The following is a 24,114-nucleotide window of genomic DNA, read 5'->3' as shown; positions in this document are numbered from 1 at the left end:
TACGGTGATGGTGAGGCTATCTTAGGACGGTACTCCTCATAGTGAGGGTGCCTCGCCAACTAAGGAGTCCCTCGTGGGTGCTCTCGCCTGCCTCATGACGCGCCGCACCGCGACTCGACTCGTCGAACCCGGGCCGACGACGGAGCAGCTCGCCGTCATCCTCAGCGCCGCCACCACGGCACCCGACCACAAGATGCTGCGGCCGTGGCGGTTCGTCGTCGTACGTGGCGAGGCGCGGGCCACCCTCGCCACCGCCATCGCCGAGGCGGCGCAGGCCGTCGGCACCCTGCCCGAGCCGGTCGTACGCAAGGCCGCCGGCAAGGCCACCCGCTCCCCGGCGCTCATCGCCGTCGTCGCCGCCCGCGTCCAGTCGAAGGTGCCGGTCGGCGAGCAGGACGCCTCCGCCGCCGCGGCGGCGCAGAACATCTGCCTGGCCGCCCACGCCCTCGGTCTGGCCTCGGCCTGGAAGTCGGTGCCGCTGCTGGACAGCGCGCAGGTCCGCGCGGCCTTCGGCCTGGCCGACGGCGAGGAGCTGGTCGGCTGGGTCGAGCTCGGCACGCAGGCCCAGGGCATGCCGCTGCCGTCCCGGCCCGCGGTCCCGCTCGACCAGGTCGCCGCCGAGCTGGCGGTCGACGGCACCCTGCGGCCCGTCGCCGCGGTCGTCCCGGAGCAGCTGCCGGTGTCCGCCGCGGCGGCGCAGCCCATCGGTTCCGCGCGCTCGGGCCCGGTCGGCTAGGCGCGGCCCGCCTGTTCTCAGCTGGCGCGCCGTTGGACCTTTCTCGTGCCTGCATCGCTGGCGCTGGTGGGTGCGGTGCTCGTGTTGTTCATCCGTGACGCGACTGCATCCGCGACGATGCGCAGCGTTGCCCAACGGGTTCCCATGCCGCCGGGAACGAGCCCGGACGGTCCAGTTCCCGGTAAGTTGCCCCGCCGGGAGCAGAAGGCTACCTAAGCTGGACCGGGGGCCTTGGTCGGCCGGGCCCGAAACCGGGTATGACTCGGCTCCCGACCTGCGACGGGAGGTTCGCCGTGAGTGGTGCGCAGGCACCGGGACGTCACGGGTCCGCCCGCTTGCGTCCGAGGCACGGCCGGTTGCTGCCCACCCGTTCGGGTCCGGGGCGGCTCGGCCTGGCGATGACGAGCGGCCTACTGCTCGCGGTCCTGGTCGGCTGCTCGGACTCCGGTTCGTCGGGTGAGAACATGGCCGCCCAGTCGAACACCTCGATCACCGCCAGTCCCTTCCCGCCAGATCAGGGCGTGCCGGCTTCGCCCACCGTGACTCCGCCCACCGTGACCCCGCCGGCCGCCGCAGGCGCCACCGACTCGGCGAGCGCCGCGCCGGACGGTGCCACGGCTGGGGGCGGCTCGGCGGGCTCCTCCGGGTCCCCGGACTCCCCGGGTTCAGCGGGCGCTTCGGGTGCAGGCGCGGCGCAGTCCGCTCCCGGGGCGAGCCCCGCGGCCGGCGCAGCCGGTGGGGGTGCCGCGGCCACGGCGGTACCGACGCCGCAGCCGTCGGCGGTGTTCCTCGGCGAGGCGTGCGCGCCTGGCCGGAACAAGGCCCCGGCGACGGCCGTCAACGGCCTGGCGCTGTTCTGCGTTCCGGATGACGGCGGTGGGTCCGCCGCCGGCGGCCGGTGGTCCACCGAGCCGCCGCCCTCCTCCGCCCAGTCGCCGCTGCAGGAGGGCGGGTCGTGCGAGCCGGCGGACGTCGGCCGGGTCCTGCGGGACTCCGCCGGACGGCCGGTGTCCTGCCTGCGGGACCCCAACGGCATGTTGAGCTGGTCGGACGTCTCCTGAACGGAGCTGACCCCGGCCAGCTCGGGCTCAGCCCCGGCGGCGGACCCGGCGGGTGGTGAAGGCCTCCGCGAGCGACCATGCGCCCGGCAGCACGAACGCGCCGAACACAGTCGCCCACGCCCAGGGATGGTCGGCGAGGTAGGGAACGGCGTCGTCGCTCAGCCAGTTGAACAGCGGGTCGTGCAGCACCGGAAACGCTCCGGCGGCCGCGATCACGGCGATGAGGCCGGCGGCGAGCACGGCCAGCCCGCCGGGCACCCGTCGCCAGCTGGTCAACCCGATCAGCAGCAGCCCGAGCAGGGCCACGAGGATGCCGAGCCCCCCCACCACGCCGGAACCGACCAGTCCACCGGCCACCCCCAGGACCACCAGCGCCAGCCCCAGGCCGATCACCACCCGCCGCCGGCGCTGGGACACGTCCCGGACCAGCTCGTAGGCCAGCCGCGCCGCGACACGCACCACGAATGCCGCCGGCCGCACGGGCCGCGGCAGGATCCGCATCGAGGCGACCCAGGCGGTGACCACGGCGATGATCTGGGCCAGGGCGGTGACGAGGATCGGGCCCTGCGCCGGGTCGGTGATGCGTTCCGCCGGGACGTGGCAGGCCCGCAGCACATCGTCCACGGCCCGCGGCGCTAGCATTCCCGGCGCCACCGGCACCCCGCTGAGGCCGGGCGGCCGCGGCGGGGCGGCTGCGGCGGGCGGTGGTTCAACCCCGATTGCCGGCCTCGCCGCGGCGCGCTGTGATGCCGCGACCCGGGCGGCCGCGGCCGCTGCCAGCAAGATCACCTCCGTGCCGCCGGAAGCTCCCGTTCTTGTCTCCCCAGCCGCTGGGGCCGGAGATGCGCTGGTGGCCGGAGATGCGCTGGTGGGTGGGGTGGCGCTGGTGGGTGGGGTGGTGTTGTTCGACTCGGGGGCGAGGGCGCGGTCGACGGTGGCGAGAAAGTCGGCGGTGGGGCGCGGATCGAGGCCGGAGTCGTTGTCCTGGCGGATGGCTCGGGCGAGGCCGACGAGTTCCTTGGCGGCGATGTCCCGCTGGATCCCGGCGGCCACCCAGGTGGCCGTGACCGGCAGGCTTGGCGGCACCGGCGCGTCCGGATCGGTGAGGAAGGCGAGTTCGTCGAGTGCCTCCTGCGGGGCCGGGGTGCCTGCGACCTCGGTGAGGTCGTCGACAAGCGAGACCAGCCAGCCTCGCCGGGCCAGTGCAGCGGTGCCGGCGACCCGGCCCACGGTGGCAACACCGCCTGGGATGTCTGGGATGCCTGGGGGACCGGTGGGCACAGCAAGGTCCCGCCGCAGCACGAGTCGGCGCGGGTCGAGCAGGATGCGCACGAGCCAGCCGGCGCCGTCGAGTCGCCCCCACATCCAGTCGTTGGCCCGCCAGGAGGACTTCGCGAACGCGCCGAAGTTGCCCAACTGCAGGCCCGTGACCTTGTCTTCGGCCAGACGGCGGGTGGGGGCGAGGGCGGTGGGAAGGTCAGCGCTGATCTGGACGAGCTCGACCGGCTGGTCCAGCAGGTTCCCGGTCGTGGCGCGTTCGACCAGGTGCAGGTCGAGCAGGGCGATCAGGGCGTCCGCACCGGCCGTGGGCAGGTAGCGGACGAAGTCGGTGAGTGCGCGGGCGGCGAGCGCACGGCGTTGCCCGACGCTGAGCCCCGCCGGCCGGATGCCGGGCCCGGCCGGGGGCGGCGTAGGCGGCGTCCAGCGACGGACGAGGGCGGCGATCTCACCGCGCAGCTCGCCGACGACCGGTGCGAGGGACGCCCAGCCGAACTCCGGCTGCCCCGCCGGACTCGCTGCCCCCGCGAGATCGATGCGCAGCCACCGGCGGGTGGCCATCTCGATGACGTCGAGCAGCGGTGCCCCGGGCATCGCGGCCAGGGTCTCGCTGACCGTCGTGATCACACCCGGCCGCGGCGACGAGGTGTACAGGGCGGCGTCATGTACGGCAGCGGCGAGCCGGGCGAGGCGGGCCCGCCCGGTGGGCTCGGGGCACAACACATACCCCTCATTGATCATGGAGACGAGAATGCCCCGGACGCCGTCGAGCGCGGGCTGGCCGAGCCGCCACAGCTCGTCGATGTCCCCGATGCCTGGCAGCCGGCCGGGCAGCGTCTCCAGGACGGCGGCGACGGCGGCGTTGGTCATCCGGGCGCGGCCCGCGGCGTCGGTGCGCATCGCGTCGGCGTCCGGCGGGTGCGGCAGGTCCGAGCGGTCGGTGAGCACGCGCAGGAGTGCCTCGATGACCGGTGCCGCGACCTGTTCGGCCACCCCGCGTCGGTAGGCGTCGTAGACGCTGTCGTCGACCAACCGGGCCGTGCCCGCCGGAGCCAGCCGCAGCAGGCGCCGCCGACCGGCCCGGGCGCCGCGGACGGCCTCGTTGTGCTCGCGTAGCGCGGCGAGGTCTGTGCCGATCGACTGGTTCAGCGCCGCGCCGAGCGCCCCAAGTAGGGTGCTGCTCACCGAAGGTGTCCGTGGCGGGGGTGCTGGCAGAGGTGGTGGAGTGCCGGCCGTGCGTTCCGGGGCTGACGGGGCTGACGGGGTTGGTCGGGGGGAGGGCACGACGTAGGTGAGCACCCGGCGGACCTGGCGTTCGGCGGGGCGGTCGAAGATGGCCGCCAACGCCGGGCCGATCGGCCGGTTGACGAGGATCCCGCCGTCGGAGGCCTGGAAGGAACGGGCGGAGTTGACGTAACGCGCCATGTCCGGGTGGGTGTCGTCGAGGGCGTGCCCGACCGGCACGTAGGCCGGCTCGAAGGCACCCGGGAACGCGGAGCTGGCCCGGGCGGAGAGCGCCAGGCGGGGGATCGCCGCGGGATCGGTGAGGTCCGGCGTGCTGAACACGAACAGGCCGCGGTAGTCGACGTCGTACGTCGTGCCGCCGAGGGAGTCGGTGTGTTCGGCGACCTCGCCCCGCAGGATCGTCGTCGTCACGAACACCGAGGTCGGGCGGGCGATGGCGGATCCACGCGCCGCGGTCGTCCCGGCCACGGCGCCGAGGGCGGTGTGCAGGGCTGGCAGCACGGCCGCGTCCCCCCGCAGCAGCGACGGGTACGCCTTCTCGTTCGGGGTGCGCATGAGCGTGTTCAGCGAGCCCAGCGACAGCCACAGGTCGCGCAGCGGGGAGAGGTCGCAGTCCAGGGCGTTGGCGAAGCCGAGCATGGTCGCGTTGATCCCGCCGGCGGAGGCCCCGGCGAGCACGTCCACGCTGAGCTCGACGTCAAGGATGGCCGCGAGCCGCGCGTAGCGGGCGGCGACCGCGGCGTCGGCGTCGTCGGCGCGGGTGTGCCCGGGGCTGGTGGCCAGGTTGATCTCGGTGGCGACCCCGCCCATCCAGACGGCGAGGCTGGCGCCGCCGGTCATGACGACCGCAAGCCGTACTTCCTGGGTCGCTTCGTCACGCATGGTGGCAAGGGTAGACGTGCCGGACATCGCCCCATCCGTGCTTGCCGTGATCGGTGCCGGTTGGTGGGTGCCCTTACTGCGAAGTCCCACTTGTCAACGGGTTACTCATGGGTAGCATGGGAACACTGTACTCACCAGTAGCAAGCCGGTCCCGGCGGTGCGCGCCGCCCGGCGCTCCTGGAAAGGAGCCGTTCATGGGCCACTACCGGAGCAACCTGCGGGATCTCGAATTCAACCTGTTCGAGGTGTTCGGAGTCGATCGCACGTTCGGCACCGCTCCGTTCGAGGAGATGGACGCCGAGACCGTGCACCAGGTGCTCGCCGAGCTGGAGCGCCTGGCCGTCGGCCCCGTCGCGGAGTCGTTCGCCGACGGCGACCGCAACCCGCCGACGCTCGACCCAGCCACCGGCTCGGTCACCCTGCCCGAATCCTTCAAGCGCTCCTACCAGACGGTCCTGGACGGCGAATGGTGGCGACTGTTCGTTCCGACGGATCTTGGTGGGCTCGGTGCGCCGCCGACCGTCGCCTGGGCTGCCGCCGAGCTGGTGCTCGGGGCGAACCCGGCCGTGTTCATGTACATGGCCGGCCCGACCTTCGCGGCGATCCTGCACCGGCTCGGCAACGAGTGGCAGCGCACGCTCGCCGGCTTCGCCATCGAGCGGCACTGGGGCGCGACGATGGTGCTCACCGAGCCCGACGCCGGGTCCGACGTCGGCGCCGGGCGTACGCGGGCGGTCGAGCAGCCCGGCGGGACCTGGCACATCGAGGGCGTCAAGCGGTTTATCACCAGCGGCGACTGGGATGTTCCGGAGAACATCTTCCACCTCGTCCTGGCCCGGCCCGAGGGGAACGGCCCGGGCACCAAGGGCCTGTCGATGTTCGTCGTGCCAAAGTTCATGCCGGATCCGGCGACCGGAGCGCCCGGGGAGCGCAACGGCGTGTATGTCACCAACATCGAGAAGAAGATGGGCCTGAAGGTCTCCGCGACCTGCGAGCTGAGCTTCGGCGAGCGGACCCCGGCGGTCGGTTGGCTGGTCGGCGACGTGCACGAGGGCATCGCGCAGATGTTCCAGGTGATCGAGTACGCCCGGATGATGGTCGGCACGAAGGCCATCGCCACGCTGTCGTCGGGCTACCTCAACGCGCTCGACTTCGCCCGTACCCGGGTGCAGGGCGCCGACCTCACCCGGTCCACCGACAAGACCGCGCCCCGAGTGGCGATCATCAACCATCCCGACGTCCGCCGGATGCTCATGCTGCAGAAGGCGTACGCCGAGGGCATGCGTTCGCTGGTGCTGTACACCGCGACGTTCCAGGACCGGGTGATGCAGGCGGCGGCGCGCGGCGAGAGCGACGAGCTCGCGGTCCGGATCAACGACCTGCTGCTGCCGGTCGTTAAGGGGGTCGGTTCCGAGCGGTCCTACGAGCTGCTCTCGACCTCGTTGCAGGTTCTCGGCGGCTCCGGCTACCTGCAGAACTATCCGATGGAGCAGTACCTCCGGGACGCCAAGATCGACACCCTCTACGAGGGCACCACCTCGATCCAGGGGCAGGACCTGTTCTTCCGGAAGATCGTTCGGGATCGCGGGCAGGCGCTGACCGCCGTGCTGGGGGAGATCCAGTCCTTCGTGAAGGCGGAGGCCGGCAACGGTGCACTGCAGTACGAACGGGAGGCGCTGGGGGCGGCCCTGGACGACGTCCAGGCGATGGTGGGCTCGCTCGTCGGCTACCTCACCAGCGCCGCCGACGACGCCCGGCAGGTCTACAAGGTCGGCCTGAACTCCACCCGCCTGCTGCTCAGCATCGGTGACGTGCACATCGGCTGGCTGCTGCTACGGGGTGCGGAGGTGGCGGTGCGCGCCCTCGACGGGGCGGGCGGCAATGAGGCGGGCAGCAATGAGGCGGGCGGCGGCCGGGACACGGCCTTCTACCAGGGCAAGGTGGCCGCGGGCCGCTGGTTCGCGGCGAACGTGCTGCCCGAGCTGAAGGCGCGCCGGGCCGTGGTCGAGTCGACCGGGCTCGGGCTCATGGATCTTCCGGAGGAGGCGTTCTGATCCCGGCGATCGACAGGGGTTGCCACGGATCGCGGGAGGTCTCGCGCGGTCCGTGGCAATTGCCGTCCCGGCGGGGTTGTATTGGGGTGATCCGAGGGTAGGTGGGCGGGCATGGGAATCCCGTTGAGCCTCGTCTTCTTCGCCCTCGGCGCCATCCTCACCTTCGCCGTCCGCTCCGATCCCTCCGGGCTCGACCTCGACATGGTGGGCCTCATCATGATGCTCGTCAGCGCCATCGGCCTCGGCATCACCCTCTACCAGAACCAGTGGCGCCGGAAGATCGTCGAGGAGTCGGTGGACAGCGGCGTGCCGACTCCCATCTCGATCGACGACACGGTCCTTGTGGACCCGGTCACCCCGGTCGAGGCGCCGCGCCGACGTGAGCCGGGCCTCACGACCGAAGAGGACCGCAAGCTGAACCCCTCGCGCCACCCGGAGACGGACCCCGAGCCGCAGCCGGTCGGTCACGTCGGCAGCGCGGAGCGCTTCCCGTCGCCGCGCCGGTGACCTTTGATCCCGTACCCGCCCGTCCGCCGCCGCCCGGCCCGTTTCCCGAACAGCCTGTGACCCGGGTTCGGGAAACCGGGCTCCGGGCGGCTTGTTCGTCCGGGGCCGGCGTCAGGACGTGCGTAGCGGCGGGAAGGCCTGGTCCAACTCGTTGCGCATGTCCCGCTTCAGCAGGTCGTCGGTGTCCGAGGAGGACTGCCCTTCCAGGAGGAACCGGGCCACCCGGAGCGTGAGGTCGACCCGTTCGGCCAGGTTCAGCGTGCCGGTGAACCGGCCACTGGAGCTGGCGGAGGTCAGAACCTTGGCGACGAACTCGTCCGCGGCCTGAAGTGCCTCCACTCGCGTCATGGTTCCACCTCTTTGTGCCGGAAGCCGGTCAGGGGCGCAACCGTACCAGGGGGCCGAGTGTGCGCCGTTGTGCGCCCCTCTCGCGTGCTTTGTGGCGAGCTGGTGGATCCGATGAGTCGATCATGACCAGGCGAGGGTGAGTGTGGGATCCGTCAGCATTGCGCCCACATCCGCAAGCACCGCGGCGCCGAGCTCCCCGTCCACGATGCGGTGATCGAAGGACAGAGCGAGCTGCACCACCGTGCGCACCGTGAGCTGACCGTCATGCACCCAGGGCATGGGACGGATCGAACCCAGAGCAAGTATGGCGGCCTCCGGCGGGTTCAGGATCGGCGTTCCGACGTCGACGCCGAGCACCCCCACGTTGGTGATGGTGATGGTCCCACCGCGAAGATTCGCCGGGTCGAGCCGGTCCGCCCGGGCCGACCCGGTGAGCCCCGCCAGCGCCCGCGCGAGGCCGACGAGATCGAGCCGGCCCGCGTCGGGGATGTTCGGCACGACGAGCCCGCGCGGGCCCGCCACGGCGATGCCCAGGTTCACCAGGTCGGGCACCTGGATCTCCGCCCGGCCCGCACCTGCGTCCTCGATCCAGCGGGAATTGATCATCGGATGCCGGTGCACGGCGACGAGCAGGGCCTTGGCGACGAGCAAAAGCGGCGTGACCTTGATGCCCGCGAATTCCGGCAGCGCCGCCACGCGTTCGCGCGTGGCCATGGTGGCGGTCACGTCGACGCTGAGGAACTCGGTCACGTGCGGCGCGGCGGTGACGCTGGCGACCATGGCCTGCGCCATCGACCGCCGCAGCCCGGTGACGGGCACGTGCCAGGCCCCCGTCGTGGTGGAAAAGGCAGCGTCGGCCGGGACTGCACCGATTCGCCGGGGGGCGGGTGGCATCGCGTCCAGTGCAACGGTGGCGGACGGTGCGGTCGGCTGCGCCGCCGGGACTGGTGCGGGCACCGCCCGGGCGGTGGTGCGCACGGCGGCCTGGACGTCGTCCCGGCTGATCGTGCCGTCGGGGCCGGTGCCGGTGATCCCGGTGAGATCGACACCAAGGTCGCGGGCGAGCTTGCGCACGGGTGGCTTGGCGAGCACCGCGCCGCCCGCCCGCCCCGGTCCGCTCCCGTGGGCGGGCCGGCGGGGACTGCGATGACGCTGCTGACCCTGGCGAGGCCCATAGCCGACGAGCACAGGCACGCGCTCGCCGGCACCGGCGTCGCGGGAAACCGGCAGCCGCCCGCCGCCGGCCGTGCCGCAGTCGGACCCGGGTGCGGCCGCCGGCGGGGCGAGGGCCGCAGCCGCGGGCTCATCGGCCGGCTGCCCGGCATCGGCCGTCTGGATCGTCAGCAGCGGTGCGCCGACGGCCATGGTGCTGCCCGCTTCGCCGTGAATCTCCACCAGGATCCCGGCGAACGGGCTCGGGATCTCGACGACCGCCTTGGCGGTCTCCACCTCCACGAGCGGCTGGTTCACCGTGACAGAGTCGCCGACCTGGACGAGCCAGCGGACGACGTCCGCGTCGGTCAGACCCTCACCCAGGTCGGGGAGGCGGAACTGTCGCTGCGACACGGGGAACCCCAGTTCGGATAGCGCGGGCGGGTCAGTAGCCGAAGGAGCGGTCGACCGCGTCGAGGATGCGGTCGACGTCGGGCAGGTAGTGGTCCTCGAGGCGGGCTGGCGGGTAGGGGGTGTCGAACCCGGTGACCCGCAGCACCGGCGCCTCCAGTGAGTAGAACGCCTGCTCGGTGACACGCGCGGCGACCTCGGCGGAGACCGAGACGTTCGACGGCGCTTCGTGCACCACGACCAGCCGCCCGGTCCGCCGGACGGAGGCGAGCACCGGTTCGAGGTCGAGGGGGGACAGCGAACGCAGGTCGACGACTTCCAACGACCGGCCGTCGTCGGCCGCGCTGACCTCGGCGGCGTCCAGGCAGGTCCGCACCGTCGGGCCGTAGCCGACCAACGTCGCGTCGGTGCCCGCGCGCGCCACCGCGCTGCTGTGCAGGCCGCCGGTCGCGTCCGGGGACGGCTCGCCCAGCGAACCGGGGTCCACCACCGCCTTCTCCCAGTACCGCCGTTTCGGCTCCAGGAAGATGACCGGGTCGTCGGAACGGATCGCCTGCTGGATCATCTGGTGCGCGTCGGCCGGGTTCGAGCAGGCGACGACCTTCAGCCCCGCGGTATGGCAGAAGTACGCCTCCGGGGATTCGCTGTGGTGCTCGACGGCACCGATGCCGCCGCCGAACGGGATGCGGATCGTCACCGGCAGTCGGATCCGCCCGGCGGAGCGGTAGTGCAGCTTGGCGAGTTGGCTGACGATCTGGTCGAACGCGGGGTAGACGAAGCCGTCGAACTGGATCTCGCAGACCGGCCGGTAGCCGCGCATGGCCAGCCCGATGGCGGTCCCGACGATCGCCGACTCGGCCAGCGGCGTGTCGATGACCCGGGCCTCCCCGAACTCCTTCAGCAGGCCGTCGGTCACCCGGAACACGCCACCGAGGGTGCCGACGTCCTCACCCATCACGATTACCTTCGGATCGGCCGCCATCGCCGAGCGCAGGCCCAGGTTCAACGCCTTCGCGAGGGTGATCGGCACGGGGCCGGCCGGTTCGCCGGTCCGCTGCCCACCGCCGTCGGCGGCCTGCTCGCCGGCGATGACGGCTCCGCTGGTCACCACGCCTCCCCAGGTCTGTGCGTCCTGCCCGCCACGAGTCCACCCTCCATGTCGAGCCCATCCCTCATGTCTCGCCCGGATCGAGCGTCGCTGCGAACGCCGAGCGTTGCGCCGCCACCAGCCCATTCTCGGTGACCTGCACATGATCGAACAGGCTGGTCGGATCCGGGTCGGGCATCGCCGTACAGCGGGCCCGCAGCTCGTGGGCGAAGGTGTCGGTCTCGAGGGCCAGGCGCCGGTCACGCTCCTGCGCGAGCAGGCCGCGGGCCGCAAGATGGGTGCGTATCCGGTCCAGCGGATCGCGTCGGTGCCACGCCTCGAGCTCGGCCGATGACCGATAGCGGGTGGGGTCGTCGGCCGTCGTGTGCGCGCCCATCCGATAGGTCACCGCCTCGACGAGCACCGGCCCGCGGCCAGCCCGCGCGGTCGCCAGCGCCCACCGGGTCACGGCGAGGCACGCCAGCACGTCGTTGCCGTCGACGCGCACGCTGGGGAAGCCGAAGCCGGCCGCCCGGTGGAAGATCTCCGTCCGGCTCTGCCGGCGGGCCGGCTCCGAGATGGCCCACTGATTGTTCTGGCAGAAGAACACCAGTGGGACGGCGAACACGCTCGCCCAGCCGAACGCCTCGTTGACGTCCCCCTCGCTGGACGCGCCGTCCCCGAAGTAGACGATCGCGGCGCCGGGTGAGCGGTCCTGGGCCATTCCCATCGCGTAGCCGGTGGCATGCAGAGTCTGTGCACCGACGACGATCGAGTAGAGGGCGAAGCCGTGCTCGGCCGGATCCCAGCCGCCGAGGTTGACACCGCGGAAGATGGCCAGAACCGCCGCCGGGTCGACCCCGCGGCACCAGGCCACGCCGTGCTCGCGGTAGGACGGGAACGCCATGTCGTCGGGTCCGAGCGCCCGCCCGGACCCGACCTGCGCCGCCTCCTGACCCCGCAGGCTCGCCCACAGCCCGAGCTCGCCCTGGCGCTGCAGGCTGGTCGCCTCCTCGTCCATGCGGCGGACCAGCACCATGTCCCGGTACAGGCCGAAGAGCTCGTCGTCGGTGAGGTCGGCGACATAGACGGGCAGGTCGATGTCGACGATGGTGGGTTCCCCGCCACCGGGCCCGTTGCCCGGGCCGGCCGCCGGCAGCCCGGCCCCCCGCGGCGGGTCCGACCGGGAGTCGCACGTGGCCGTGGGCGACTCGGCCAGTTCCGTCGTCCTGGCCCGGGACGCGACAGTGATCCGATGACCGCCTGGAGTGAGCAGCTGCATGAGCTCCGCCACACCCCGCAACGATAGACCTCAGACGGAGGCCGGCAACCCGATCTGTCAGCCCGCCTCACCGGATGCCCACGCCTCCCGGCCCGCTGCCGGCGGCCCGGGTCGGTACGGTGTCGCGGTGACGAGTGCGAAGGACGTGCCCCGCCCGCCGGCCCGCCGCGACATCGGGAAGGTCGGCGTCTGGAGCGGGCAGTTCGACTTCTCCCCGGCCGACGCCGTCCGGGAGGCCATCACCGAGCTCGACGAACTCGGCTATCCCACGCTGTGGACCGGTGAGGTCAAGGGCCGGGAGGTCCTGGTCACCGCGAGCCTTGCCCTCGCGGCCACCTCGCGGATCACGATCGCGACCGGAATCGCGCAGATCCTCGCCCGCAACCCGCTGACGATGACCGCTGCGCAGCTCGCCCTCGCGGAGGCGTTTCCCGGTCGTTTCCTGCTCGGGCTGGGTGTCTCCCACGCCGAGCTGATGCACATCCGAGGTGCCTCCTACACCCGCCCGCTGGCGCAGATGGCCGCCTACCTCGACGAGATGGACCAGATGGCCGCGGAGCAGTACCGGGCGGTGGCCCCAGCCGAACCGCCGCCACGGGTCCTCGCGGCACTCGGGCCGAAGATGCTGGGCCTCGCCCGCGATCGCGCCGACGGCGCACACACCTACTTCGTCCCACCCGAGCACACCGCGGCGGCCCGGGAGATCCTCGGCCCGGACAAGCTGCTCGTCCCCGAGCAGGCGTTCGTCCTGCACAACGATCCCGAGCAGGCCCGGGAGCTGGCGCGTCGGCACACCGGGTCCTACCTGCGGCTGCCGAACTACACGGCCAACCTGCGCCGGTTCGGGTTCGACGACGACGACCTCGCCGGTGCGGGTTCCGACCGCCTCGTCGACACTATCGTTGCCTGGGGCGGTCCGGACGTGTTGCTCGGCCGGATCTCCGAGCATCTCGACGCCGGCGCAGACCAGGTCGCCGTGCAGGTCCTGGACTTCGACCGCCGCGGGCTGCCCCGCCGGCAGTGGCGCGAGCTGGCGCCGGCGCTGTCGGCCCTGTGACGGCTGCCGGGGCCCCGGCAAAGATGTCGGTCCTGTGACGTCCACTGGCCCGGCGTGGCCTGGTCGGCGAGGCTTGCCGGACGGGGCGTCGGACGGAGGAACGCGGCATGGGCGGGGGCGGGGAGTTCGCGCGGCGGCTGACCGGGCGGCGGCTGGCCGGGCGTTGGCTGGCCGGGCGGCGGCGGTCGGGAGCCGCGGGGCTGGCTCTCGGCATGGCCGGGGTCCTACTGGTCGGACTCGTCGCCTGCTCGATGCCCTACGGTGACGGCGCGGCTCCAACTCCCGCGCCGGCCGGCGGGACCGCCGCGGTGGCCCGCCCCGGTGGGACCGGTTCCCCGGCGGCCCCGGGAACGGCCGGGGACTCGGGAACGGCGAAGGGGACCGGCCCGGTCGGGAACGGCCCGCGGCGGCCGACGGGGCAGCCGGTCACGATCGCGTTCGGTGGTGACATCCACTTCGCCGGGACGCCCGGCCAGCGCCTCGCGGCGAATCCCGCCACGGCGATCGGGCCGATCTCGGCGGCCCTGTCCGCCGCGGATCTCGCGGTCGCGAACCTGGAAACCGCGGTGACCGACGGCGGCACCCCGGCGCCGAAGGAGTTCACCTTCCGCGCCCCGCCCACCGCGTTCGACGCAGTGCGGGCCGCCGGCATCGACGTCGTGACCATGGCGAACAACCACGGTATGGACTACGGCCTGACCGGGCTGCAGGATTCGCTGCGCCACGCCCGTGCGGCGCACTTCCCGGTCATCGGCATCGGCGAGGACGACACCAGTGCCTTCGCCCCGTACACGACGACGGCGAAGGGGCAGCGCATCGCCGTCATCGGTGCGACCCAGGTCCTCGACAACGAGCTCATCCCCGGCTGGACGGCCGGACCGGACAAGCCCGGCCTGGCCTCGGCGAAGGAGGTCGACAAGCTGGTCGCCGCCGTGCGCTCCGCACGGGCGCGGGCCGACACCGTCGTCGTCTTCCTGCACTGGGGGGTCGAACAGCAGCAGTGTCCCAGCGACGCGCAGCGTTCCCTGGTTCCTCGGCTTTCCGCGGCCGGGGCGGACGTCGTCGTCGGAAGCCACGCCCACGTTCTGCTCGGGGCAGGCTGGAACGGCGACGGCGTCTACGTCGACTATGGACTGGGGAACTTCGTCTTCTACTCGTCCGGTACCGGGCCTAACACCGAGTCCGGGGTCCTGAAACTGACCGTGGCCGGCCGGGCCGTCACCGCCGCCACCTGGGTGCCCGCCCGGATCGTGGGCGGCGCGCCGCGGCCACTGAGCGGTGCCGCAGGCAGTCAGGCACTCGCCGGCTGGAACGCGCTGCGGGGCTGCACCGGCCTGTCGGCCACCGCCCCGTGATGGTTCAGGGCACGGCCGGCGCCGTCGCGCAGCCGGCGCACGTGCCGTAGATCTCGACGGTGTGCTCGACGTCGACGAAGCCCTCGGCGTCGGCGACCGCCGCGGTCCACACCTCGATCTCCGGACCGGCGATCTCCACGGTCCGCCCGCAGACCCGGCAGACGAGATGGTGGTGGTGCGCCTCGGTGGCGCAGCGCCGGTAGACGGTCTCGCCGTCGTCGCGGCGGATCATGTCGACCTCGCCCCGGTCCACCAGTACCTGCAGATGGCGGTACACGGTGGTCAGCCCGACCGCGGCGCCCCGCGAGCGCAGCAGGGCGTGCAGGTCCTGGGCGCTGGTGAAAGCGTCGGTCTCGGCGAGGGCGGCGCACACCGCGTCACCCTGCCGGGTGGCGCGCACCGTCGTGCCGCGGCTGGGCGCGCCGCGGGCCGCCCTGTTGCCGCGGCCGGCGACGGGGGCCACGGGGTTGGCTGGGCTGGGGGAGGTGGCTGGGCTGGGGGAGCCGGGGTCCGGCCACGGGGACGGGTCAACGTCGGTCGATCTGGCCTCGTTCCCCGCGATGCTCACCGACACTCCCTTCGCCACGTCTGCCCTGTGGTCCGAGAGGCCACAGCGGTCTTAGATGCCATCGACCCGGCCGAGCCGCGACATTTTCGCGGCTCGGCTCGCTTCACGGTCTCATTTTCTCACCTTCGCGCGCTGTCAGGGCCGTTCGGCCGGCTCGGATGGCACACCCAAGGTTCAAGTTATTGACAATGAAATTCATTTCCGAAAGAGTTGGTCGCGGCGGGACGAGCTCGCCACCACCCTTGGAGGTTTTGATGTCACTTACGGTTACTCCGCAGCTCGTCGAGGCGGCCCGTGCCGGCGAACTGGCCGACGATGCGTTCCTGGACTGTGTCCGCACCTCGCTGCCGTTCGCCTACGAGCTGGTCGAACGGCTCGCGGCCGAGCTCGGGCCGGCCCGCGCCGCCGGCTGCGACTTCACCGCCTTCGACGGCACGCCGCCCACCGACGCCGAAGGCGGCCAGCTGCTGCGGGCCATGGCCAGCACGTCCATCCGCTCGGCGCTGGAGCGGCATTTCGGGGTGGCTCTCGTGTTCCAGAACTGCCACCGGGTCGGGATGTTCGGCCTCGACGCGGTCGGCGGGGAGCAGTACCGGCAGTTCGTCTCCCGCGAGGCGCAGGTGCTCAACCAGAAGCCCGAGCTCGTGAACTGCTGAGCGCCCCCGGTGCCGGCCGGCCACTCCCCGCGGCATAACCTTTGCGCTGCGTCGAGAGTCGGGGCCGGACGGGCGGAGGAGCGGCATGGCAGCCGGCCGGGTTGGCTGCGAGAGCCGGATCCGTTGCAGAACCCCGTTGGCAGCCGGCTCGCCATCCTCGGCGCGGTCGCGCTGGTCATCGGCGGTGCCGCGGCCGCCCTGACCGGGGGTGGGCAGCAGGCGGTCGGGCCGCCCGCCGGCGCCGTGCACGCGAGCACCCCCCCTCGGTCGCCGCCCCGACGGTCGCCATGCCGGCCGTCCCGGTCTCCACCGCGAACGACGCCGCGGAGCTGGCGTCCTGGTACCACGGCAGCGAGGGGCTACGGGTTCGGGTGGCCACGGACGTGGCCGCCGTCCGAGGTCACCTCGCCGCGCAGAACGGCGCCGCCCTGAAACCCGCCTGCGCCGCCCTCGATACCGCCATCTCGGCGGCAATCACCGCGCCGGTGCCGCCCACCTCCGGCGCGCGGGTTCGTTACGACGCAGGAGGCCGCGGCTACACCGCGGCGGCGGCCTCCTGCGCCCAACTGTTCGACGGCACCCGCATCGAGGTCGGCGTCCTGCAGCAGCGCGTCGTCGCCTCGCTGGCGGACGGTGATCGGGAATGGGCGGCGCTGGCGACGATCATCGGCCAGCCGATGGCGACCGCGGGCCCACAGACCCCGTGACCGGGCAGCGGTCCAGCTCATGCAGCGTCCCGGTCAGCGGAAACGAACGGGCGCCGCGTTTGCACCACCCGCCGCGGCGCAGGGCGGCGAGCTCCGCGGTCGTGCCCCGGCGGTCGTAGGCGAGGACGAACAGCAGGACCCGCCGTGGCGGCTGCTGGCGGGCCCGCACGGCCCGCTCCGCGTCGCCGCGACCGATCGCGCTCAGGAACGTCGTCGCCGAGCGTGGCACCCGTGCGCGAGGTGGCTGTGGGCCGTCGTTGCTGAGCTCCATCCCGTACAGCCAGCCCGCCCGGGCGAGACGTCCGCCGACGACGACGGCATCACCCGGGCGGTACTCGGTGCGCACGGCCAGCGTGGCGTGGACCATGCCGTCGATCGGGCGCACCTCGTGGCGCTCCCGCCACAGGGTGCCGATCCCGGCCGCCGCGCAGACCGGCGTCGCCGCGACCCCCGCGAGGCAGAGCACGCTCGCCGCCCGGATGACACCCGCGCCGCCGCCGCGTCGGCGGACCGCGCTGGCCAGCTCGCTCGCGCCGGCCGCCGCGACGATGGTCAGCAGCGGGACCAGGAACAGGTTCGGCCGGCACGCCCCGAACGGCCAGTAACGTCCACCGCTCGCTGCGAGCTGGAACAGCTCGGCGCCGACCAGGCTCCACAGCAGGGTCGCGCCGTCCGGCCGGCGGCGCAGCGTCCGGGCACCTACGAGCACGGCGGCGGTCGTTGCCGACCCCACGAGGGTCGTGGCGAGGCGGTGGCCCTCGAGCAGGGAATGCACCAGGTTGGGGTCGTAACGGTCGATGCCGGGTGGCGCGCCGCCGAGGACCGCGCGCGCCTGGTCGGCGGTGAAGCGCCCCCCGCCGAAGACGCCGCGTCCAGCGAGGAAGTGGTCGTCCCAGAAGTGGCTCGCGCGCTGGCTGGACTGGTGAGCGACGAACACCATCGCATGCCCGCCGGCCAGCAGCAGCGCCGGCGCGGCCCGCCAGCTGGTTCGTCGGTCGCGGACGAGGTCGCCCACGGCCAACGGCACCAGCAGGAACACGGCGGGCAGCGAGACTGCGGCCAGGACGCCGGCCGCGGTCCGGTTCCGCAGCGGCGCGCCGGGCGCCGTCCACAGGGCGAACACCGCCAGGGAGACGATCGCCTCGAGGACGTACGGCTTGAGCTGGGTGCCGGAGTCGACGACGGTGCCGCTCAGCGCCACCGCGACCGCGCCGCCCGCAGCAGGGACGATGCCGGCGAAGCGCCGCGCGGACAGAAAGGTGGCCGCGGCCAGCACCGGCAGCCAGATCCCGGCCGTGACGGTCCGCAGTGCCCAGGCGTGCCAGCCGAGAACGTCGCCGGTCACCCGGGTCAGCGCGATCGACCCCAGCGACGACGGCGCGTTTGCCGACCTGAGCTCCGACCAGAACGTCGACCAGGGCTCGCCCGCGAAGTGCGGACGCCAGAGCTCGTCGTACCAGAGCGGCCGCCCGATCCGGGCGTGCAGCGCGATCTCCACTCCGACGGTGGTGACGGCGAGCAGGAGCGCGACCCACAGGTCGCGGCGTGAGTTGCCCATAGGTTGTCCACAGGGCGCCGCCTGTCTGTGGACAACCTCGTCGATGGTGTCGATAGGACTAGTTCTGCTTGTACCGGGCCAGGAACCGGTCGATCCGCCCGATGGCGTCGGTCAGATCGTCCACCGAGGGCAGGGTCACGATCCGGACGTGGTCGGGACGCGGCCAGTTGAAGCCGGTGCCCTGGACGAGAAGGATCTTCTCGGCTGCCAGCAGGTCGAAGACGAACCGCTCGTCGTCCTGGATGGGGTAGATCTCGGGGTCGAGTCGCGGAAACGCGTAGAGAGCGCCCCGCGGCGGCACACAGGACACGCCCGGGATGTCATTGAGCAGCTTGACGACCGTGTCCCGCTGCTCTCGCAGCCGACCGCCGGGCAGGACAAGATCGCCCGCACCGCCGTCCTCGGCGAGCGCGGCGAGCGTGGCGAACTGCCCAGGCACGTTCGCGCACAGCCGCATGTTCGCGAGGATGTTCAGCCCCTCGATGTAGGACGATGCGTGACCACGCGGGCCCGACAGCACCATCCATCCGGAGCGGAACCCGGCCAGCCGGTACGCCTTCGACAGTCCGTTGAAGGTCATGCAGACCAGGTCCGGGGCAAGCGACGCGGTGGCGACGTGCTCGGCGTCGTCGTAGAGGATCCGGTCGTAGATCTCATCGGACAGCAGCATGAGATGGTGGCGCCGCGCGACCTCGACGATGTCCTCCAGCACCTGCCGCTCATACACGGCGCCGGTGGGGTTGTTCGGGTTGATGACGACGATCGCCCTGGTCCGCGGGGTGACCTTCTGGGCGATGTCGGCCAGGTCCGGCGCCCAGCCGGCGGTCTCGTCGCAGAGATAATGCACCGGCCGGCCGCCGCAAAGGCTGACCACGGCCGTCCACAGCGGGTAGTCGGGCGCCGGGAGCAGCACCTCATCGCCGTTGTTGAGCAGCGCCTGCAACGACATCATGATCATTTCGGACACGCCGTTGCCCAGATAGACGCTGTCGGACGTGATCCCGGTGATGCCCTTGCGGTTGTGGTAACCCACGACCGCCTCGCGTGCGGCGCGCAGGCCCTTGGAGTCGCTGTACCCCTGTGCATCCGCAAGGTTTGCCACGACGGCCTCGAGTACCTCCGGCGGAGCGGAGAAGCCGAACGGTGCCGGGTTGCCGATGTTCAGCTTGAGGATGCGCGCGCCCGCGGCTTCCAGCCGAGTCGCTTCGTCGAGGATAGGCCCGCGGACGTCGTAACAGACGTCGGCGAGCTTGTCGGACTGGGCGAACTCCATCTACCCAGAGTAGGTGGGGCGTCCAGCGGATTTTCGGCGGGCCACGGCTGCGGCGACAGGTTCACTCCACGGGAGTGACCGCAACACCAGTGAGGCCACGAAGAACGCGGCGACGGAGAGCACGATGGCACCGCCGGCAGCGACGTTCCACTGCTCGCTGACAGTGAGCCCGATCACACCGGCGGCGACGCCGACAACGATGGCCATGGCAGTCATCGTGGCCGTCCGTGAACACCAGAGTCGGGCGGTCGCCGCCGGGCCGACGATCAGGGCGACGGCCATGATCGTGCCGACGGCGGGCAGGGAGGTCACCACCGTCGCCTCGAGTGCCAGCAGCAGGACCAGATCGAGTCGGCGGGCCGGATAGCCCGCGGTGGCGAAGGCGTCCGGGTCGAAGGCGGCCAGGTGCAGCTCCCTGCGCAGCGCTGCCAGCACTCCGAGCACGACCGCCGTCGTCACCGCGCTGACGACAAGGTCACTCGGCTGGACGGTGAGCACCGAGCCGACCAGGAAGGCGGTGAGGTCCCGACTGAAGCCTTCCTGCGTCGACATCAGCGCCATCCCGAGAGCGAAGCCGCCGGAGAGCACCACGGCGGTGACGCTGGAGGTCTCCCGTCCGTGTTCCGCGCCGCGCGGGCCGGTCAGCGCTGCCACGACAGCCACAAGGAGCACACCGAACAGCCCCGCGCCGAGGACGAGGCCCAGGCCGAGCATCGTCGCGATGACCACCCCGGGAAAAGTCGCGTGGGTCAACGCCATGGTCAGGAAGCTCAGCCGACGCAACACGACATGGACACCGACAGCACCGCAGAGCACTCCGACGATCACGACCTCCAGCAGCGCGCGCCGCACGTAGCCGTCACCGAGCGAAGAGAACAGCGTCATCGCTTCACCAGCCGAGTCATCGTCGGACGAGCCGCCGGGAGGCCTGGCCGAGCGTCACCAGGACGTAGAAGGCGACGAGAACGAGCACGATGGTGGCCCCGGCGGCCAGCCGAACATCGTGACCGACCGATGCCTCGTAGCTGGTGGCGAGTCCCAGCCAGGCGCCGGCCATACCGACGAGCACCGCCACGGCGACGATGACGCCGAGCCGCTCGGACAGCAGCCGCGCCGCCGCGGCCGGCACGACGAGCATCGCGATCACAAGCACCGTCCCGACGGCCTGGACCGACGCGACCACTACCAGCGCTATCAGCATGTTGCTCACCAGGTCGAGCGCGGTGATCCGGTATCCCGCCGCCCGGGCCCACTCCGGGTCGAAGGCCCGCAGCAGCAGCTCCTTCCCCAACCCGAGCAGGACCAACCCGGCAAGGACGGCCACCACGGCGGTGACCACGATGTCCGTGGTGTCGATGGTCAGTATGTGCCCGAACAGGAAGGCCGTCAGATCGGCGGTGTACGAACGCTGCCGGGAGATGAGGATCACTCCCACCGCGAAGAAGGCCGTCAGCAGCACGGCCAGGGTCGTGTCCTCGTTCACTCGTCGGGTGGCCGCGATCGCCGTGAACAGGGCCACCGCGGCCACCGCGCAGACGAGCGCGCCCGGCACGATGCCGGACCGGCCCGAGACCAGAAACCCGACGACGACCCCGGGAAAGACGGTGTGGGTGACGGCGTCGGTCAGGAATGCCAGCCGGCGCAGCAGCACATATACCCCGACCGCGCCGCAGAGTGCACCGAGGAGCAGCGCCTCGACGAGAGCCCGCGTCATGTAGGGCCGGCCGAACGGCGCCACCAAGAAATCGATCATGATCGGGTGACGATCAGACCGCGATCGCCCAGTTCCAACGCGGCCCCGCCATAGGCGGCCCGCAGCAGGTCGGGGGTGAGTACCTCGCCGGGTGGACCGAAGCCGAACTGGTGCCGGTTGAGCAGGCAGATCCCATCGCAGGTGAGCTGCGCCAGGCCCAGGTCATGGGTGGAGACGACGACCGCGGCACCACCCGCGGCGAGAGTTCTGATCGTGGCTAGCAGAGCCTCCTGGGAGACCGCGTCGACCCCGTTGAAGGGCTCGTCGAGCAGCAACGCCGCCGGTTGCGCCGCGATCGCCCGGGCGAGCAGCACCCGCTGCCGCTGCCCACCCGACAGTATCCCGAACCGGTCCGCCGCCCGGTGCGCGAGGCCCACCGCCGCCAGCGCATCGGCCGCCGCGTCCCGGTCGACCCGCCCGGGTGGCCGCAGCCAGCCGATCCGCCGGTAGCGGCCCATCAGGACGACCTGCGCCACTGAGACCGGGAAGTCCGGGTCGAGCGTGTCCGCCTGCGGCACGTACGCGACCTGCCGGCGCGCCAACGCGGGCGGCCGGCCGAGGACACTGATCGAACCTGACGCGACCGGCACCAGGCCAAGCAACGCCTTGATGAGGGTTGACTTGCCCGCGCCGTTCGGCCCGACGAGAGCGACAATCTCCCCTTGGTGCACCGTGCCGTGGACCTGCTCCAACGCAGGCACCCGCCCATAGGCGACGCTCGCCTGGTCGAAGACGATCGCGGCGGGTCGTGACATGGCCTAATTGGAAACGATTTTCGATGCCGATGTCAAATCGGACTCACCGGTGGCTGTGAGCTCAGCATCGGCAATGGTTTCAGCGGCCACCGTAGGTGATTGTCACCCGGCGGTTGAGTGCCCGGCCGGCCGGGTTGTCCGAACCGCCGGGCAGGGTGTTGGGGGCGATCGGATCGGCTGACCCATGCCCCCTGGCGGAGACGAGTACCCCGTCCGCCGCCGCGGGCCGCAGGAGATCGGCGACAGCCGACTATGGTCGTCATTCCGAGGTGTTGGTCGACTGATCGAGCAATCGGCGTAGTTCCCGGCCGAGCGAGCGAGGCTCGATGAGCGGCTGTCGGAACGTGACCCGCACCTGCTCGGCTCCGGCGCCATCGACTCGCCACAGGTCCAGGCCGTATCGATCCAGGCCGCTGACCTGAACACCAGCAACGTCACCTTCGGTCGCCGCAGGCCGAGCGTGTCGGGCGAGTTGGCGCATCTGATCCGCATGTCCCACGTTGAGATGCTCGATGAGTTCCGGGGCGTAGGCGCTGATCAGGTCTGGTTCGGCGAACGCATAGGTGGCCAGGTCGATGCGCCGGCCTACCGTGGCGGAGGTCCATCGGCGTGGACCGCAGTCCATGTCGGTGGTGGGTAGGCAGAGCACCACATCGTCGACGGCGAGCGCCAACACGGAAAGGCCATCGGCGATGCCGCCCTCCGTGCTGACTGCGCGGCCCAGATCGGCGAGCCGGCGCAGGATCTGTTCCGTGGTACCCGGTACCATCCACAGCGGGCCGGCCAGGATCAGGCGCTCGCCTGCATGCCCGGGAACCTCGACCCAGCTCCGCCTCCCGTTCCTGGCAGCGCAGGCAAGCGGGCCTTCGGTGCTCGCCATCAGCACCGGCTCACCCCCGTCGTCGATCACTCCCACCCATCCCCTTGCCTGCTCACAGGGAAGAGTCAGCAGCGCCGTGCGGCCACCGGCCAGGACCGTCCTCGCCTGCTGAGCCATCGTGACCATGTTCTGCGTGTGGGTTGGCGACGCCATCGTGGCCTCCTTTTTTGAGGTAAGGCTTACTTAAGCCAGACCTGGCATGGAGGTCAAGTGAGAGCCGGCCCGATGTGGGGATCCGCCACCCGGTCGTGGTCCTGGTGTCCACCCGGTTCCCGCTCCGGGCCGACCGGGGTCTTATAGGCGAGGCAGGAATTCTAGGCTGTCCTAGTCGACGGATGTCTCGCCCTCGAAGAGGAGGTGCCGGTGATCTTCAAGTTGGTCGGAGACGGTCGCCCGTACCCCGAGCACGGCCTTGGCCAGCGGGACTGGGCGGCCATTCCTCCCCGCCAGGTCCGGCTCGATCAGCTCGTCACGACGAAGCGAGTGCTTGCGCTCGATGTACTGCTCGATGAGGATTCGACCTTCTACGGAGACCTTTTCCCGCACGTGATCGAGTGGAGAGGAGCGCTCTACCTCGAGGACGGGCTGCATCGAGCGGTCCGCGCAGCGCTGCAGCAGCGCACCTCGATACACGCCCGGGTCTACGTGCTCACCGGACCCGCGTTGAGTGACCCGGCTCAGTCGTCGGTGGCGCGGTAGGTCACGTAGACATCCTTGCCGACCTTGGCGAACAGATACTGCGGACAGGCCGATGACGGATGGTGGGCAGTGATCGGCCGCAAGACCGGTGATCGCATCACCGCCTTGAGGTCTCCACCGGCGGTCCTCCTGGCTTGACTGCCTGTGACATCTGGTGTGTCGGCCCGCTCGTACCATCCGCCGCAATAGCGGATGTCGTGCGGTCGCGACGTCCAGGCCGGGGTGTGGAAGAACCACAGCAGGTAGACCGTCCGCATCGTCAGGACGAGCACAGCAATGATCAACAAGGATCGAAGGAAGTTCCCAGCTCGTCCGGACGCGAGGATGGGGCTCATAAGACCGGGAGCCTACGGGCATCGCTGCACGTAGCCAGGCAACCGACCCCGTGTCCCATCAGATCGGTGCAGGATGCGGGACGCCTGGTCGGGGCCGACGTGAGCCGATCGATCAGCACTCGGCCTGCAGCGAGGCTCACGCTGCCTGTCCGGCCGAAGATCCATGACCTGGCCCATGGGGTGCGGTGGTGCGGAAGATGCGCAGCGGGTCTGGATCGCTGCTCATCGGCGGTGCCTCCTGAGCGACCGTTCCATTCGGGTGAAAGACCAGGAGCTCCCCGGTCGGCCGCCGCTCGAGAATCAGGCCTTTGTCGTGTATAAGTCGGTGGTGGAGTGAGCAAAGCAGGATCAAATTTGCCGGATCTGTCGCCCCTCCCGTGGCGCCCCATTCCTCAATGTGATGAATCTGAAGCCACCTGGTGTGCCGGCAACCAGGGCCGCGCGAAGGTCACTTTCCGTGCTGACTGGTTACTCT

The 24,114-nt window shown here is 71.5% G+C and carries 22 protein-coding genes and 1 pseudogene; 9 read left to right on the top strand and 14 right to left on the bottom strand.

Features of this window, described 5'->3' with window-relative positions:
• Positions 1-73: 73 nt before the first annotated feature.
• Together G6R25_RS06350 and G6R25_RS06345 are read left to right on the top strand one after the other, a co-directional pair.
• On the top strand, positions 74-736 hold the full coding sequence (locus tag G6R25_RS06350) for a nitroreductase family protein (protein WP_163552232.1): 663 nt from the start codon (positions 74-76) through the stop codon (positions 734-736).
• A 356-nt stretch (positions 737-1,092) separates the two neighbouring features.
• Positions 1,093-1,797 (top strand): hypothetical protein, encoded by a 705-nt coding sequence (locus G6R25_RS06345; protein ID WP_163552231.1) that lies wholly within the window; start codon positions 1,093-1,095, stop codon positions 1,795-1,797.
• Positions 1,798-1,824: 27 nt separating this feature from the next.
• On the opposite strand, the gene G6R25_RS06340 is transcribed toward G6R25_RS06345, so the two are convergent.
• On the bottom strand, positions 1,825-5,229 hold the full coding sequence (locus tag G6R25_RS06340; protein ID WP_163552230.1) for a patatin-like protein: 3,405 nt from the start codon (positions 5,227-5,229) through the stop codon (positions 1,825-1,827).
• A 167-nt stretch (positions 5,230-5,396) separates the two neighbouring features.
• On the opposite strand from G6R25_RS06340, the gene G6R25_RS06335 reads away from it, so the two are divergent.
• Entirely contained in the window at positions 5,397-7,256 is a 1,860-nt protein-coding gene (locus G6R25_RS06335; protein ID WP_163552229.1) for an acyl-CoA dehydrogenase, read from the top strand.
• 111 nt (positions 7,257-7,367) lie between these two features.
• Positions 7,368-7,763, top strand: coding sequence for a hypothetical protein (locus tag G6R25_RS06330; protein ID WP_163552228.1), 396 nt, complete (start codon positions 7,368-7,370; stop codon positions 7,761-7,763).
• Positions 7,764-7,874: 111 nt separating this feature from the next.
• Here G6R25_RS06330 and G6R25_RS06325 read toward each other — a convergent pair whose 3' ends face one another.
• The 4 genes from G6R25_RS06325 to pdhA form a co-directional block, all read right to left on the bottom strand.
• A complete protein-coding gene (locus G6R25_RS06325; protein ID WP_136447596.1) occupies positions 7,875-8,111 on the bottom strand; it encodes a hypothetical protein in 237 nt (78 codons plus the stop codon).
• A gap of 120 nt (positions 8,112-8,231) precedes the next feature.
• Positions 8,232-9,677, bottom strand: a complete 1,446-nt coding sequence (locus tag G6R25_RS06320) for a dihydrolipoamide acetyltransferase family protein (protein ID WP_163552227.1) — start codon at positions 9,675-9,677, stop codon at positions 8,232-8,234.
• 31 nt (positions 9,678-9,708) lie between these two features.
• Complete coding sequence (locus G6R25_RS06315; RefSeq protein ID WP_163552226.1) at positions 9,709-10,782, bottom strand: alpha-ketoacid dehydrogenase subunit beta; 1,074 nt, start codon at positions 10,780-10,782, stop codon at positions 9,709-9,711.
• Between the two features lie 64 nt (positions 10,783-10,846).
• Positions 10,847-12,055, bottom strand: coding sequence for a pyruvate dehydrogenase (acetyl-transferring) E1 component subunit alpha (gene pdhA, locus G6R25_RS06310; RefSeq protein WP_473246878.1), 1,209 nt, complete (start codon positions 12,053-12,055; stop codon positions 10,847-10,849).
• Positions 12,056-12,170: 115 nt separating this feature from the next.
• Between pdhA and G6R25_RS06305 the strand changes: the two genes are divergently transcribed.
• Both G6R25_RS06305 and G6R25_RS06300 read left to right on the top strand, forming a co-directional pair.
• Complete coding sequence (locus G6R25_RS06305; RefSeq protein WP_419469319.1) at positions 12,171-13,100, top strand: LLM class F420-dependent oxidoreductase; 930 nt, start codon at positions 12,171-12,173, stop codon at positions 13,098-13,100.
• Between the two features lie 107 nt (positions 13,101-13,207).
• The gene (locus tag G6R25_RS06300) at positions 13,208-14,455 is read left to right on the top strand and encodes a CapA family protein (RefSeq protein ID WP_163552225.1); all 1,248 of its coding nucleotides are present in this window, start codon (positions 13,208-13,210) and stop codon (positions 14,453-14,455) included.
• Positions 14,456-14,459: 4 nt separating this feature from the next.
• On the opposite strand, the gene G6R25_RS06295 is transcribed toward G6R25_RS06300, so the two are convergent.
• Complete coding sequence (locus G6R25_RS06295; protein WP_419469318.1) at positions 14,460-15,023, bottom strand: Fur family transcriptional regulator; 564 nt, start codon at positions 15,021-15,023, stop codon at positions 14,460-14,462.
• 254 nt (positions 15,024-15,277) lie between these two features.
• Between G6R25_RS06295 and G6R25_RS06290 the strand changes: the two genes are divergently transcribed.
• Complete coding sequence (locus G6R25_RS06290; RefSeq protein ID WP_163552224.1) at positions 15,278-15,679, top strand: SCO5389 family protein; 402 nt, start codon at positions 15,278-15,280, stop codon at positions 15,677-15,679.
• Positions 15,680-15,966: 287 nt separating this feature from the next.
• Entirely contained in the window at positions 15,967-16,386 is a 420-nt protein-coding gene (locus G6R25_RS06285; RefSeq protein WP_163552223.1) for a hypothetical protein, read from the top strand.
• On the opposite strand, the gene G6R25_RS06280 is transcribed toward G6R25_RS06285, so the two are convergent.
• The 6 genes from G6R25_RS06280 to G6R25_RS06255 all read right to left on the bottom strand — a co-directional run bounded on the left by G6R25_RS06280 (position 16,343) and on the right by G6R25_RS06255 (position 22,758).
• The gene (locus G6R25_RS06280) at positions 16,343-17,944 is read right to left on the bottom strand and encodes a hypothetical protein (RefSeq protein WP_163552222.1); all 1,602 of its coding nucleotides are present in this window, start codon (positions 17,942-17,944) and stop codon (positions 16,343-16,345) included. The two genes, G6R25_RS06285 and G6R25_RS06280, sit on opposite strands and share 44 nt — an antisense overlap.
• A 58-nt stretch (positions 17,945-18,002) precedes the next feature.
• Positions 18,003-19,217, bottom strand: coding sequence for a pyridoxal phosphate-dependent aminotransferase (locus G6R25_RS06275; RefSeq protein ID WP_163552221.1), 1,215 nt, complete (start codon positions 19,215-19,217; stop codon positions 18,003-18,005).
• Complete coding sequence (locus G6R25_RS06270; protein ID WP_163552220.1) at positions 19,218-20,102, bottom strand: metal ABC transporter permease; 885 nt, start codon at positions 20,100-20,102, stop codon at positions 19,218-19,220.
• A 16-nt stretch (positions 20,103-20,118) separates the two neighbouring features.
• Positions 20,119-20,970 (bottom strand): metal ABC transporter permease, encoded by an 852-nt coding sequence (locus tag G6R25_RS06265; protein ID WP_163552219.1) that lies wholly within the window; start codon positions 20,968-20,970, stop codon positions 20,119-20,121.
• On the bottom strand, positions 20,967-21,725 hold the full coding sequence (locus G6R25_RS06260; RefSeq protein WP_136447610.1) for a metal ABC transporter ATP-binding protein: 759 nt from the start codon (positions 21,723-21,725) through the stop codon (positions 20,967-20,969). Before G6R25_RS06260 ends, G6R25_RS06265 begins: the two co-directional genes overlap by 4 nt.
• A gap of 259 nt (positions 21,726-21,984) precedes the next feature.
• Positions 21,985-22,758 carry a DUF2470 domain-containing protein gene (locus G6R25_RS06255; protein WP_235947593.1) on the bottom strand — a complete coding sequence of 258 codons (774 nt, stop codon included), beginning with the start codon at positions 22,756-22,758 and terminating at the stop codon, positions 21,985-21,987.
• Positions 22,759-22,968: 210 nt separating this feature from the next.
• On the opposite strand from G6R25_RS06255, the gene G6R25_RS06250 reads away from it, so the two are divergent.
• Positions 22,969-23,304, top strand: a complete 336-nt coding sequence (locus tag G6R25_RS06250) for a type II toxin-antitoxin system VapB family antitoxin (protein ID WP_163552218.1) — start codon at positions 22,969-22,971, stop codon at positions 23,302-23,304.
• On the opposite strand, the gene G6R25_RS06245 is transcribed toward G6R25_RS06250, so the two are convergent.
• The gene (locus tag G6R25_RS06245; protein ID WP_163552217.1) at positions 23,283-23,639 is read right to left on the bottom strand and encodes a hypothetical protein; all 357 of its coding nucleotides are present in this window, start codon (positions 23,637-23,639) and stop codon (positions 23,283-23,285) included. The genes G6R25_RS06250 and G6R25_RS06245 overlap by 22 nt on opposite strands.
• A gap of 136 nt (positions 23,640-23,775) precedes the next feature.
• Positions 23,776-24,057 (bottom strand): annotated as a pseudogene (locus tag G6R25_RS06240) (HNH endonuclease signature motif containing protein); the annotation flags it as partial.
• Between the last annotated feature and the right edge of the window lie 57 nt (positions 24,058-24,114).

Source organism: Candidatus Frankia alpina, assembly GCF_902806485.1.
Taxonomy (GTDB): Bacteria; Actinomycetota; Actinomycetes; order Frankiales; family Frankiaceae; genus Frankia; species Frankia alpina.
This window is presented reverse-complemented; position numbering and strand designations above follow the sequence as displayed.